This window comes from Flavobacterium sp. CLA17 (assembly GCF_013112255.2).
Classification (GTDB): Bacteria; Bacteroidota; Bacteroidia; order Flavobacteriales; family Flavobacteriaceae; genus Flavobacterium; species Flavobacterium circumlabens.
In genome coordinates this window covers 4,216,318-4,230,078 of sequence record NZ_CP068294.1, presented here as the reverse complement: position 1 = coordinate 4,230,078, position 13,761 = coordinate 4,216,318, and the positions used below count along the sequence as shown (strand labels likewise).

General features: G+C 37.0%; 8 protein-coding genes. 5 read left to right on the top strand and 3 right to left on the bottom strand.

Annotated elements, in window-relative coordinates:
- Positions 1–58: 58 nt before the first annotated feature.
- The 4 genes from HAV12_RS17445 (at position 59) to HAV12_RS17430 (ending at position 6,432) form a co-directional block, all read left to right on the top strand.
- The gene (locus tag HAV12_RS17445; RefSeq protein WP_171570787.1) at positions 59–2,689 is read left to right on the top strand and encodes a gliding motility-associated C-terminal domain-containing protein; all 2,631 of its coding nucleotides are present in this window, start codon (positions 59–61) and stop codon (positions 2,687–2,689) included.
- A gap of 32 nt (positions 2,690–2,721) precedes the next feature.
- The gene (locus HAV12_RS17440; protein ID WP_171570786.1) at positions 2,722–3,651 is read left to right on the top strand and encodes a type IX secretion system membrane protein PorP/SprF; all 930 of its coding nucleotides are present in this window, start codon (positions 2,722–2,724) and stop codon (positions 3,649–3,651) included.
- Positions 3,652–3,661: 10 nt separating this feature from the next.
- Positions 3,662–5,788: an OmpA family protein gene (locus HAV12_RS17435; RefSeq protein ID WP_171570785.1), complete on the top strand. Its 2,127-nt coding sequence runs from the start codon at positions 3,662–3,664 to the stop codon at positions 5,786–5,788.
- A gap of 155 nt (positions 5,789–5,943) precedes the next feature.
- The gene (locus tag HAV12_RS17430) at positions 5,944–6,432 is read left to right on the top strand and encodes a hypothetical protein (protein WP_171570784.1); all 489 of its coding nucleotides are present in this window, start codon (positions 5,944–5,946) and stop codon (positions 6,430–6,432) included.
- Positions 6,433–6,520: 88 nt separating this feature from the next.
- Here the strand turns inward: HAV12_RS17430 and HAV12_RS17425 are convergent, their stop codons facing one another.
- Complete coding sequence (locus tag HAV12_RS17425) at positions 6,521–6,901, bottom strand: DUF1573 domain-containing protein (protein WP_171570783.1); 381 nt, start codon at positions 6,899–6,901, stop codon at positions 6,521–6,523.
- Positions 6,902–7,185: 284 nt separating this feature from the next.
- On the opposite strand from HAV12_RS17425, the gene HAV12_RS17420 reads away from it, so the two are divergent.
- A complete protein-coding gene (locus tag HAV12_RS17420) occupies positions 7,186–9,819 on the top strand; it encodes a valine--tRNA ligase (protein WP_171570782.1) in 2,634 nt (877 codons plus the stop codon).
- A gap of 165 nt (positions 9,820–9,984) precedes the next feature.
- On the opposite strand, the gene HAV12_RS17415 is transcribed toward HAV12_RS17420, so the two are convergent.
- Entirely contained in the window at positions 9,985–11,301 is a 1,317-nt protein-coding gene (locus tag HAV12_RS17415) for an APC family permease (protein ID WP_171570781.1), read from the bottom strand.
- 130 nt (positions 11,302–11,431) lie between these two features.
- The gene (locus tag HAV12_RS17410) at positions 11,432–13,744 is read right to left on the bottom strand and encodes a TonB-dependent siderophore receptor (RefSeq protein WP_171570780.1); all 2,313 of its coding nucleotides are present in this window, start codon (positions 13,742–13,744) and stop codon (positions 11,432–11,434) included.
- Between the last annotated feature and the right edge of the window lie 17 nt (positions 13,745–13,761).

Here is a 13,761-nt window from a genome sequence, read left to right as displayed (position 1 = left end):
ACTCTTTTTATTTGAAAGACCCCGCTATTTCCTTATGTTTACAGAAAAATAATACTCTATGGTAAAAAGCTACATCAAATTCTTACAATTTATATTATTTTTTGTTTTTTCCTCATTATTATCCGGCAACATTCATGCACAATGTGCAGGTGATGATGGTGAACTTACAGTCTGTGATATTCCGAACCTTGCTAATAGATCCATTAACTTATATGCAGTATTGGGAGGAACGCCAACGGCTGGAGGAACTTGGTCAGACGATGATGAATCCGGAGGATTAGATGCAAATACGGGAGTTTTAAATGCGCATCTTATTCGCCAAAGCAGAACGTACCGTTATACGTATACGGTAAATGGTGCTGCAGGCTGTACCGATAATTCTTCAGTGGTAACAGTTACTATTGGTGGATATTCCGGTGTTGCCTCAAATTCTACGCAATGTAGTGCAAACATAACTTTTAATCTTTCCGAGGCTTTTAACGGACTCTTTTTAGGGCCACAGGATTATGGGCAGTGGTATGATAACACTACCAATAAAAAAGTAGATCCCGTTATTAATATTTCTGAATTAGAAGGTGATTATGGATTTACCTATACGATACCTGCTATCGGTACTTGCCCTGAGGTATCTTCAACGGCAGTCATAACGGTTGTCAGGGCTCCAAAAGCAGGTGAAGAAATAAATTTATCTTTGTGTGCATCAGATGGTTTATCAGCTTACAAGAACTTTGATCTTAATAATTTACTGGCAGGCCAGGATCCGGAGGGAACCTGGAGAGACGGAAATCGTATCAGTACAGGAGAATTGACATTTGCCGGAGACCGCTTTGTTGATATTGAAAAAATATATGATAGATTTGGTGAAGGATATTATTATTTTGGCTATAAGGTTTTATCTCAAAAACCAATTTGTCCCGACGACGAAAAAGTAGCATGGATCAGACTCGAGAAAAAGCTTGATTTTACAGGGGCTACCGTTACAGTCAATAGTGATATCTGTGAAACCGAAATACCAACCGCAAACTATTCCGTTACCATTAAAAAAGGACCTGCAGCTATTCCTAATGGTGCCTATTATGTAACATTTCAGGTGTCAGGACTCAATGGAAGAACTGAAATTGCCTCAGCAAATTTTAATAATGGAACGCTTGTATTTCCAATAAATCCAAATTATTTTCAGGACGTCGGAACTTATAACGTAAATATTATAAGTATTTATAAAACAAATAGTTTGAAAATCTGTGCTAATATCATGGGTAATTTGTCGGATGACTTAATTATCTATCCATTGCCGGATTTGGATAACGCAAAAATTGCACAAACCACAACCTGCCAAAATCAGGGTGCACTGATACAAATTTCCGATGCAGTAAAAATTGGCGATGGAATCTATGACCTTACTTATAATTTATCAGGAGACAATCAGGCATCCGGACAAATAGCCAGAGTTACATTTACCGGAGGGAATGCAAGTTTTACGCTTCCGCCTAATTTAAGTCCTAATCCCGGAAATGCAGTAATAACGATTACGAATATTATCCATGTAATTTCTCAATGCTCTAATGCCGCAAATGTGAGTGGTGCTATTGTAATAAAACATATACCTTACACAGCAGCTTTAAGAATGCAGATTAAGAATGTATGTTTTGAAGAACCTGTTACCGTTTCGCTTACGGGATTAGGGGCCTTAACCGATATCTCTTTATCTTATATTGTTTCCGATAACACAACATCTACACCGCTAACAATTAATTTGTTAGTTTCAGGAGGGAATGCCAGTTTTATAATTCCTTCCACTTCGGCTTCAAATCCGGGGTCTTATGCCGTTTATATTGTGAATTTAACGGATAATAAAAATGGCTGTGGTGTTAATCTAAGCAATTTGTCGCATAGCTTTTTAATAAATGCGATTCCGGCTGCCCCATCCGCAGCACCTCAGTCTTTTTGTAAGGTCGATGACGCAACAATTGCCAACTTGCAGCCCAATGGAGCGCAATACAAATGGTATACTTCTGAAACGGCAGCGACACCTCTTGATCCTGCATATGTTTTACAATCAGAGAATTATTATGTAAAAGAAACTTCTGCGGCTGGCTGTACATCCCCAGCTACGATGATTTCGGTTACCATAAATGATCCTGCTGCTCCCGAATTAAATTCAGAGGGATCAGGTTTTTGCGGACTGGATAATCCTACGATTTTAGATCTGACTAATCGAACCAATTCACCTGCTTCGGTAGTTTGGTATGATGCCGCAACTAATGGAAACCTCTTGCCCTCAACCACACCTTTGGTTCAAAATGGAAGATATTACGGATTCGATTTTTCAGACGCAACCAATTGTATTTCAGAAAAAAGTATTGAAGTTGTCGTATCGTTAACGAATTGTGACGCTCCCGAAAATCTTTTTATCCCCGATGGGTTCTCTCCTAACGGAGATGGGGTAAATGACGTTTTCGTCATTCCGGATATCGACTTTTTGTATCCCGATTATGTACTTGAAATTTTCAACAGATATGGAAGCCGAATGTATAAAGGCTTTAAAGATAAACTGGGATGGGATGGAATAAATTATGAAACAAGCGGTATTAGTAACGGAGTAGCAGCTAACGGGGTTTATTTTTACGTTCTCCATTTTAATAAAGATAATAAGCCACCTAGGCAGGGGCGTCTTTATTTAAATAGATGATTCATTGTTGCCTTCTTTAATATGATTTTCAAATGAAAAAAATAATACTTTTTATAAGTTTTCTCTTTTATATAACCTCAGTTTCAGCGCAGCAGGACCCGGAATACACCCATTATATGTATAATATGAGTGTGGTCAATCCGGCATATGCGACAGGAACTCCTGCTATGCTGAATGTTGGAGGACTCTACAGAACCCAATGGGTTGGTGCTTATGGTGCTCCAAAAACGTTTACCTTTTTCGGACATACCGCCATAAGTGATAAGATAGAAGTTGGTTTGTCGTTAATTTCGGATGATATTGGTGATGGTGCCAAAAAAGAGAATAATTTTTATGCTGATTTTGCTTATGTCCTGAATTTAGGTGGAAAAAATAAACTTTCACTCGGACTAAAAGCCGGGTTTACATCCTTGCAGACCAATTTTAACGGATTTCGTTTTACTGATACGGAAACTGATCTTGCATTCGCTCAAAACATCAACGTGACCCGGCCCAATATTGGAATTGGTGCCTATTATTTCAGAAATAATTTCTACGCCGGATTATCAGCTCCCAATATATTGAGTTCAAAACATATTGAAGAAAAATCTGGAATAAACGCCTATGGATCAGAAGAAATTCATACTTTTTTAACAGCCGGATATGTTTTTCAAATCAATGACAGGGTAAAATTAAAACCCGCATTTATGTCAAAATTTGTAAAAGGGGCACCAATAACTGTCGATGTAACGGCAAATGTTTTATACAACGGCAAGTTTGAATTAGGGGCGGCATACCGATTAGGTGATGCGGTGAGCGGCTTAGTCAATATTAATGTTACACCTTCACTCAGGGTAGGATATTCATACGATTATACACTTTCAAATCTGGGACAGTTTAATTCAGGTACACACGAAATTATGCTGCTCTTTGATTTAGATTTATTAGGAAAAGGCTATGATAAATCACCAAGATTCTTCTAAAATGAAAAATATGAAAAAAATACTCGTTGTTATATTCGTATTTTTAATACAGTTTATAAACGCCCAGGATCAGGATTTGGTGAGAGCTAAACGATTTTTTGATAAAACCTATTACAGTGAATCTATTATTTTATATGAAAAACTGGCAGAAGAAAAACCTTCACAAGAGGTCATCAAAAATCTGGCTGATTCTTATTATTATACCAATGATTTAATAAAAGCACAGCGATATTACAGACTTTTGGTTAAAAGTTATGATAAAGATTTAGACAGGGAATATTACTACAGATATGCACAAACCCTAAAAGCAAGTAATAGTTACGATGATGCCAATGGTGCATTGAAAGAATATTATGCAAAATCTGCCAATACGGAAGATCTTGTTTCTTTTGAAAAAGAGCTAAAAGAATTAGAAAATGTTTCGGCAATTGGTAATCGGTTTGAAATTAAAAACCTGGCTGTAAATACGCCTAACTCTGAATTTGGAGCAGTTAAGTACCGGGATAATCTGGTCTTTGCCGCAGTAAAACTAAAACCCGGATTGCTGGATAAAAAGTTTAAATGGGATAATGAGACGTATCTGAATTTGGTTAAAGTACCATTAAAAAACATGAATTCGGCAGATTCTATAGTGCATTATTTCGCTAAGGAATTAAAAACCGGAATGCACGAATCCAATGCCATTTTTACAAAAGACGGGAAAACAATTTATTTTACACGTAATAATTCTAAAAACGGTAAGAAGAAAAAAAATGACCAGAAAATTTCCAGTCTTCAAATTTTCAAAGCAGAATTAGTCGAGGGTAAATGGACAAATATAACATCACTGCCTTTTAATAGTGCAGACTATTCGGTAGAACATCCGGCTCTGAGTGCCGATGAAAAAGTGCTGTATTTTTCTTCTGATATGCCCGGCTCATTAGGTTCGTTTGATCTTTATTCCGTCAATATCAATAAGGGAGCATTTGACACGCCAAAAAACCTCGGACCCGCTATCAATACCAATAAAAGAGAACAGTTTCCTTTTGCTTCGCCGGATAATAAACTTTATTTTTCGTCGGATGGACATTTAGGATATGGTTCCCTCGATGTATTTGTTTCCGAAATTAACGGAAATGAATATTCAAAACCAGTCAATATTGGTTTGCCCTTAAATTCGAATTCAGATGATTTTTCATTTAATATTTCAGACAGCAAAGAAGGTTATTTTGCATCGAACAGAGAAGGAGGAAAGGGAAGTGACGATATTTATCAATTCAAAGAAACCAAAGAACTGATTGTAGAGGACTGCAAACAATTTATTACCGGTACTATTACAGATGTTAGTACAAAACTTGCTCTGGAGAATGCCATTGTAATGTTGCAGGATGCTGATAAAAAAACACTAAGTACAAGTACTACTTCTGCAGATGGTAAATTTAGTTTTACGGTTGCCTGCGAAAGTTCCTTTACTGTTGTAGCGTTTAAGGAAAAGTATACGAATGAATCCAGAGCCATATCTTCGGGCAAAACGAGAAATGCTGGCAACGATGCTTCGATGGCGCTTAAATCTTTGGATGCAATTCGATTAGAAGAGCAGCAGCTGGCAGAAAATAAGAAGAAAGAAGAGCAGCGTCTCGTGGAAGAGAAAAAAGAGAAAGAAGCCTTGGCTGTTATTGCTTTAAAAGAAGCAGAGAAAAAAGCAAAAGCAGATGAAATGATAGCCTCCGAAATTAAGAAAAAAGAAAAAGTAGAGCAGATTTTAAAGCAGGAAAAAGATGTTGTAAAAGATAAAGACCGATTGATTATAAAGACCGATCCTATTTATTTTGATTATAATATGTGGTACATCCGAAAAGAATCTAAAGTGGTTTTAGGAAGGGTTGTTACCCTGATGAAAAAATATCCGGGAATGGTTATCGAAATAGGATCGCATACAGATTCCAGAGGGAACGCGAAGTTTAATGAAAATTTATCTCAGAAAAGAGCTTCTTCAACCAGAGAATTTTTACTGGAGTCAGGGATTGAGGCCAATAGGGTAATCGCAAAAGGCTACGGAGAATCAGTACCTATTATAAAATGTAAAACAGATGATTCCTGTACAGAAGAAGAACACGAACTGAACAGACGAAGCGAATTCGTAATTAAGAATTTGTAGATTTACGAATCGTACGTACTAAACTAAACCTAACAGGTTTTCAAAACCTGTCGGGTTTGTTTTTTGAATAAATTGAAATTTTAATTTAGAAGCTTTTTTTTAGCTTCTTTTTTATTTAATTTTATAGGATAACAACGACCTTTAAAAAAATAATTATGAAAAATCTAGCGATTTCCTGTTTACTACTAGCCTGTATCGGACTCCAAAGCTGTAAAAAAAATGAAAACGAGAAAGAGGCAGGAGCTGCTAAGGCGGATGCCGAAAAGATAGTAAGTACCGAATGTTATAAAGCAGTGTACGAAAAAGATACTATTGATTTAAAACTGAATACCTTAAAAAGCGGAAAATTAAGCGGGAACATGATCATGAAGGTTTTTGGTGCGCCTGAAAAAACAGGGGAAATCACCGGAGAATTTCATGGAGATACCTTGTTTGCAGATTATACTTTCCAGGAAATAACCAATAAAAATAAAACGTTCAAAAATCCAATGGCTTTCCTAAAACGTGAGAAACAACTTATTTTAGGAAACGGAACCATGCAGACGACGATGGGAGTTACTTATTTGGTTAAAGATAAACCTATCGATTTTGAACGTGTGAAATATAAATTTGATACTGCTGACTGTACAGAGAAATCAAAATAAAATATACATTTCAAAACCTGTCGGATTTATTTCATAAAAAAGCCATTTCTATTAGAAACGGCTTTTGTTATTTTTAGAATTTAATTTTTTATAAGACTTCCCCTTTAATTTTAAGGGCGACTCTGCCATCAGGATAATTTACGGCATTGGTTTCAACTGTAATGGTTTTGCGAATCGGACCGGCAGCCATATTGTATTTTACATCAATTTTTCCTTTTTTTCCAGGTTGAATGGCAGCAGCAGGTTTTGTTACCACTATAGAACTAACAGTAGATTCTGCTCCGATGATTAATAAGGGGGCATCTCCTGTATTGGTAAATTCGAAAGATCGAAGGCCATTATCATTTTTTGAGATTTTTCCGTAATCAATTGTATTCTCCGGGGCTGCAAATTCAATTTTTGGGCCTTTTTGTGCATAACCTATTGTAGTAAACAATGCGATTATAATAAAAGTGGCTACATTTTTCATTCGAATTTTTTTTTTTAAGTTGTAAGTAAATATACTCTGATTTAATTAATACACAAATTATTATTTCTCTTTTTATAATGTACTTAATTATTTACTTTTGCTGTCAGTTACAATTACAAAAATTGAACCAATTTTGTTTTGGTTTAATTGTTTAATCGTTTAATTGATTTCTGAAATTGTGGTTCAAAACAACCTAAAAGCAAATCAACGATTATCAACAATTTAGCGATTAAACAATATACGAATTAACGATTAAACATATCCACGATTAAACAAACCTATAAATGAGTATTCCTGCACAATTTGACGCTAAGACGATCGAGAATAAATGGTATGATTACTGGATGAAAAACAACTATTTTCATTCAGAACCAGATCATAGAACACCTTATACAATTGTAATTCCGCCGCCAAACGTCACAGGAGTCCTGCACATGGGACATATGTTGAATAATACAATTCAGGATGTTTTAATACGCAGAGCGCGTCTCAAAGGATTCAACGCCTGCTGGGTTCCCGGAACAGATCACGCTTCAATCGCTACAGAAGCAAAAGTTGTGGCGAAACTGAAAGCGGAAGGAATCAATAAAAATGATTTAACACGCGAAGAATTTTTGGCCCATGCCTGGGAATGGACCGATAAATACGGTGGTGTAATTTTAGACCAGCTTAAAAAATTAGGTGCTTCCTGCGACTGGGAACGTACCAAATTTACTATGGATCCGGACATGTCGGCTTCTGTAATTCGTTCTTTTGTTGATTTATACAACAAAGGATTAATTTACAGAGGATACCGAATGGTGAACTGGGATCCGGAAGCGAAAACCACTTTGTCTGACGAAGAAGTAATTTACGAAGAACAACAGGGGAAATTATTTTTCCTAAAATATAAAATCGAAGGTTCTGAAGATTTCTTAACCATCGCCACAACACGTCCTGAAACAATTTTTGGGGATACTGCCATATGTATCAATCCAAATGACGAACGTTTTACCCATTTAAAAGGTAAAAAGGCAATCGTTCCTATTTGTGGAAGAGTAATTCCGATTATTGAAGATGACTATGTAGATATCGAATTCGGAACCGGATGTTTGAAAGTAACTCCGGCGCACGATATGAACGATAAAACATTAGGAGAAAAACACCATCTTGAAATCGTTGATATTTTTAATGAAGACGCTACATTAAATAGCTTCGGATTGCAGTATCAGGGGAAAGACCGTTTTGTAGTTCGTACCGAAATTGCAAAAGAATTAGAAGAAATCGGAGCTTTGGCGAAGACCGAAATCCATTTAAATAAAGTGGGAACGTCTGAAAGAACCAAAGCAGTAATCGAACCAAGATTATCTGATCAATGGTTTTTGAAAATGGAAGATTTGGTAAAACCGGCGATTCAGTCTGTACTGGTTGACGGAGATATTAAACTGCATCCAAAGCGTTTCGAAAATACCTACGCGCATTGGTTAAACAATATTCGTGACTGGAATATTTCCCGTCAGTTATGGTGGGGACAACAAATCCCAGCCTATTATTACGGAGACGGAAAAGAAGATTTCGTAGTAGCTGAAAACATTGAAGATGCTTTAAAATTAGCGAAAGAAAAAACCAACAACCAACAGCTAACAACCAGCAACCTTAAACAAGATGTTGATGCTTTAGATACCTGGTTTTCATCCTGGTTATGGCCGATGTCTGTTTTTGGCGGAATAATGGATCCGGAAAGCGAAGATTTTAAATATTATTATCCAACCAATGATTTGGTAACCGGTCCGGACATTTTATTTTTCTGGGTAGCGAGAATGATTATTGCAGGTTACGAATATGCCGGAGAAAAGCCATTTACAAATGTATACCTGACAGGTTTAGTACGTGACAAACAACGTCGTAAAATGTCTAAATCGTTAGGAAATTCTCCTGATCCTTTAGATCTAATCGATACATTCGGTGCCGATGGTGTTCGTGTAGGATTGCTTTTAAGCGCTTCTGCAGGAAACGATATTATGTTTGACGAAGAACTATGCAATCAGGGAAAAGCATTTTCGAACAAAATTTGGAATGCCTTTAAACTAATAAAAGGATGGGAAGTTTCAGCAACTATTCCACAGCCGGAATCTTCAAAAGTAGCCATAGAATGGTATGAAGCGAAATTGCAGCAAACTTTAGTGGATATTGAAGATAATTTTGAAAAATACAGAATTTCAGATGCATTGATGGCCATTTATAAATTGGTTTGGGATGATTTCTGTTCCTGGTTTCTTGAAATGATCAAACCTGCCTACCAACAGCCAATTGACAAAAAGACGTTTGATAAAGCAATTGAAATGTTAGAAAGCAACCTGAAATTACTGCATCCGTTTATGCCTTTCCTAACAGAGGAAATCTGGCATTTAATTGCTGAAAGAACTCCTGAAGAAGCTTTAATTGTTTCAACCTGGCCGGAATTAGAATCATTTGACGCGAAATTAATAAGTGATTTTGAAAATTCAATTGAAGTAATTTCCGGAATCAGAACCATTCGTAAAGACAAGAATATTCCGTTTAAGGATGCTATTGAATTGAAAGCGGTAAACAACGATAAAGCTTCCACTTACTTTGATTCGGTGATCACGAAACTAGGAAATATTACTTCCTTAGAATATGTTTCTGATAAAGTAGACGGTGCATTATCTTTCCGTGTAAAGTCAAATGAATATTTTATTCCGATTACCGGAAATATTGATGTTGAGGCTGAAATTGCAAAACTGAATGCCGAATTAGTGTATACGCAAGGGTTCTTAAAATCAGTGCAGTCGAAGCTGGCCAATGAAAAATTTGTTGCCGGAGCACCGGAAAAAGTTTTGGCTAACGAAAGACAAAAAGAAGCTGATGCATTGGCAAAAATTGCTACAATTGAGCAAAGTTTAGCCGGTTTGAAGTAAGAATAAAGTTTTCTCTAAATAAAAAACAGGCTGTCTTTTTAAGACAGCCTGTTTTTTTTACTGTTTGTCATTTCGACGAAGGAGAAATCACATCCAGCGCGTAAAGTACTGTGTGGATTAAGCACATGTGATTTCTCCTTCGTCGAAATGACAAGATTATGTAAATTATTTCCTCCTTCTCTTCAAAACCAAAAACAAAGGATAAGAAATTAAGGTAATCACGACTATAATTCCGAAACCTTTAGGATCACTGTAGATAAAACCAAGTAATAAGGCAAGTGAAACAACAATAGCTAAAATTGTCAGCCAGGGATGAAATTTCGAACGGTAGGGTCTTGGCAGATCAGGTTCTGTAGTTCTTAATTTCAAAAGCGAGAAATAAGCCAGTCCCCAAACGATAATAGAAGTAAAGGCGGCGAATGAGAACAATACTTCAAACGAACCGATACAAATTAAAAATAAACTGAATAAGGACGAAACTAAAAGGGCAACGATTGGAGTACCGCCTTTGTTGACTTGTGTTCCTTTTTCAATGAAAAAACCATCCCTGCTTAATCCAAACAAGATTCTTGGAGGGATCATCATAAAAGCATTCAAAATACTAATCAGTGAAAAAATAGAAATGACGATCACGATAACGGCTCCGTTTTTCCCAAAAATAATGTTAGCAACATCAGCCGCCGCCAAATTAGATTTTGCGATCGTTTCAACTGATAAAACGTGGAAAAAAGCAAGGTTCAAAAGAACATAAATGGTAATTACAAGTAAAACGCCGCTGTACAAAGAGCGTGGAATATTTTTACCCGGATCATCATTTTCCTCTGCAAAAAAGCAAACGCTGTTCCAGCCATTATAGGTTCCGATGATTAACTGAAGCGATTTGAAAATTCCAAATAATAATCCAATCTGAAAGAAAGAATTGTCTTTTTGAATAACCGGTACTTTCACACCCGAATACATAAAACAGGCAACCACCAGACAGACAAAACAAATCACTTTTAGAAAACTCGTGATTTGCTGAAAGGCACTTCCGTTTTTTACACCGCTTAAATGCAGTAAGACGAAAGCCACTAATAACGAAATAGCAATTACGGTCGAATAATTTGCCAGTTCCGGAAACAAAATAATGATATATTCGCTGATGACAATACAGTAAAAAGCGGGTGGAATGGCATGTGTAATATAATCAAACCAGCCGGATAAAAAGCCGGCATAATTACCAAAAGCTCTTTTGATATAGTTGTAAGATCCTCCGGCTTTAGGGAGCATCGTAGCCAGTTCCGCATACGAATTAGCACCTATCAAAACGAACAAACCGCCGAAAAGCCAGCAGGCAATGATGAGCCAATAGTTATCCAACAATCCCGCAATCGTGCCCGGCGTTCGTAAAATCCCAACTCCGATGGTACCTCCGATTAATACAGCAATATTAAAACTTAGGCCAAGGGTTTTCTTAAGTTGGTTCTTTTTGGAATCTGACATGTTAAAGGTTTTGTTTTGATTTGATGGGCAAAAGTAAATATAATTAAAACACTTTCATTTGTTAAAAGCAAAAACCTCATCTGTTACTAAATGAGGTTTTGTATGCTGAAAGTAAATTGAATTCAGATTTTTAGAATTTATAACGAAGGCTTGTCAAAATCTGACGAGGCGCTATCGGATTCACACTGTAATTTTCGTGCACGGTATAGTTTAATTCGTTTGTAATATTGGACAATTTGCACAGGATAGAAAATTTTCTCCATTCATAACCCGCAGAAACATCAATTGTAGTATAGCCTTCTAACGGAATATCACGATCTCTGATGGTTACAATGTAAGCCGGATCCGGTTTTGGAATGGCAGGTGTTGGTTTAACGGCTGTCCATTGGTAATCATCATTCCATCCGCCTAAACGGTCACCGATATAATTGCCTATTGCGCCAAAAGTTATCCCTTTTAACATTCCTTCGGGTACTTTGTAGAAGAAACTAAGATTTGCTGTGTTTCTTGGTGTTCTTGCTACGCGATCCCCTTCAACAAAACTTCCGTTAGTACCCGAAGTATTGGTATAACGCATATCGTTGTAGCTATACCCCGCACTTACTGCTAATCCGTCTATAGGTTTTGCAGTAAGATCAATTTCAATACCTTTACTTTTTGTGCCTCCGCCTAATAATTTTAAAGTAGTATCGGTGTTTAAACTTCCGTCTGCTTTGTTAGGGGCTGTTTGTGCTAAATTACTGTTCGTAATCTGGTAAACCGTTACGTTCGCACTTAATAATCCTTTTAAGAAATCGGTTTTGATACCAGCTTCGTATTGGTCAATGATAGACGATTCTATAGGCTGTAAATCAACAGTTGTTCCGGTGTTTGGTGTAAAGGAACTTGAATAACTACCAAATAATGAGATTTCTTTTATTGGCTGGAAGATCAATCCAACTTTTGGAGAAAAAGCGTTGTCCAGTTTTTTAGCACCAACAACAGGAGTTGTTTTTTCCGGTGCTGTCGTTTGAACTCCGCCAGTCAGTATTTCTTTATACGTAGTTACTTCTGCTTCCTGCCAGGACCAACGGATACCTGCCAGCACTTTTAATTTTTCGGTAATCGAAATTAAATCCTGGAAATAGACCCCAAAACGATTGGTTTCTGTTTTTGCAATCTGGGTAGCGCGGGCATTAGGAATATAATTTCTTTGTGTCGAAGGATCGAAATTATAAAGATTGATTTTATCATAAATGCTTGGATCATATGTTTTTGGAGATCCGTCAGGATTTGTGGCAGTTACCAGAAACTTTTCATTAAAAGCATAGGTATAAGCCGTTGCAAACGAATTTTCCCAATCCGCTCCTGTGAAGATCTGATGTTTAACCGCTCCCGTATTAAAGATTCCCTGCAAGCTTAACTGGTCTCCCAATATTTGCTCTAAGTTTTTATTTTGAGTCAATCCTCTGTTCCAGTCGCCATTTTCTGTAACAGTCGATAATTGCGCTGTTGATTTTTGAGTTCTGTCGTAGGTCTGGAAAGAACTATTGAAATTAAGTTTCCAGTTTTTATTGAAATCATGGTTTAGTAATGCAGAAGCACTGGCCGACTTGGTATTTCCATTAGACCAAAGAGATCCGAAAAATTCACTGCGTGGAATATCCAGGATTTTTTTTCCGACAATTCCCGTTCCGAAATCGGGAGTCCAGTCTGCAGTCAGGTAATCTCCCTGAACGGTAATTTGCGTTTTAGGGCTTACGGCAAAAAGCAAAGAAGGATTCACATACAAACGCTCATTTTTCACCACATCCCTGAAACTTTCTGAGTTTTCATAAGAACCGTTTATTCTAAAAGCAATAGATTTACTAAGTGGCCCGTAAAAATCAAAAGAAGGTTTGTAGAAAGCATAACTTCCCATTTGCATCGCAATCTCACCGCCTTTTTTAAAGGATGGTGTTTTGGTTACCAGGTTTAAAATTCCGCCCGGTGCCACATTCCCGAATAATAATGCAGAACCTCCTTTTAGAAATTCCACTTTTTCCAAGCCGGAAACATCAGGAATAGAACCGGCATTATAACGAAAACCATTTTTAAACATATTGTTGGCAGACATGTCATATCCTCTGGAGAAAAAAGATTCCTGAGCTCCGCCACGGGCAGAACCTACGTAAACACCATTGGCGTTTTTTATAACTTCACTCAGACGAATTGCCTGCTGCTGTCCGATTACATCAGATCCGATCACTTGTATGCTTTGCGGATTGTCCATTGGTTTTAATCCCGAACGAACCGCTGTAACAGGTTTAGGCTCTCTGTTGGTCGTAATCAAAACTTCATTAAGGATTTCTCCTTTTTTGTTTTTTACGGTATCGTTCACATGACCGGAATCATTGCTGGTGTATTCCTGACTATAGGAAGCCAGACTTAAAAATGAAAATGTGAAAAGTAAAATATATTTCATACTGTCTTATTTGGAAT

Excerpts from the sequence above, each read along its gene's own strand:
- HAV12_RS17425 (WP_171570783.1), bottom strand. The coding sequence starts at position 6,901 with ATGAAAAATGTAGCCACTTTTATTATAATCGCATTGTTTACTACAATA.
- HAV12_RS17435 (WP_171570785.1), top strand. The coding sequence starts at position 3,662 with ATGAAAAAAATACTCGTTGTTATATTCGTATTTTTAATACAGTTTATA.
- HAV12_RS17415 (WP_171570781.1), bottom strand. The coding sequence starts at position 11,301 with ATGTCAGATTCCAAAAAGAACCAACTTAAGAAAACCCTTGGCCTAAGT.
- HAV12_RS17420 (WP_171570782.1), top strand. The coding sequence starts at position 7,186 with ATGAGTATTCCTGCACAATTTGACGCTAAGACGATCGAGAATAAATGG.
- HAV12_RS17410 (WP_171570780.1), bottom strand. The coding sequence starts at position 13,744 with ATGAAATATATTTTACTTTTCACATTTTCATTTTTAAGTCTGGCTTCC.
- HAV12_RS17430 (WP_171570784.1), top strand. The coding sequence starts at position 5,944 with ATGAAAAATCTAGCGATTTCCTGTTTACTACTAGCCTGTATCGGACTC.
- HAV12_RS17445 (WP_171570787.1), top strand. The coding sequence starts at position 59 with ATGGTAAAAAGCTACATCAAATTCTTACAATTTATATTATTTTTTGTT.
- HAV12_RS17440 (WP_171570786.1), top strand. The coding sequence starts at position 2,722 with ATGAAAAAAATAATACTTTTTATAAGTTTTCTCTTTTATATAACCTCA.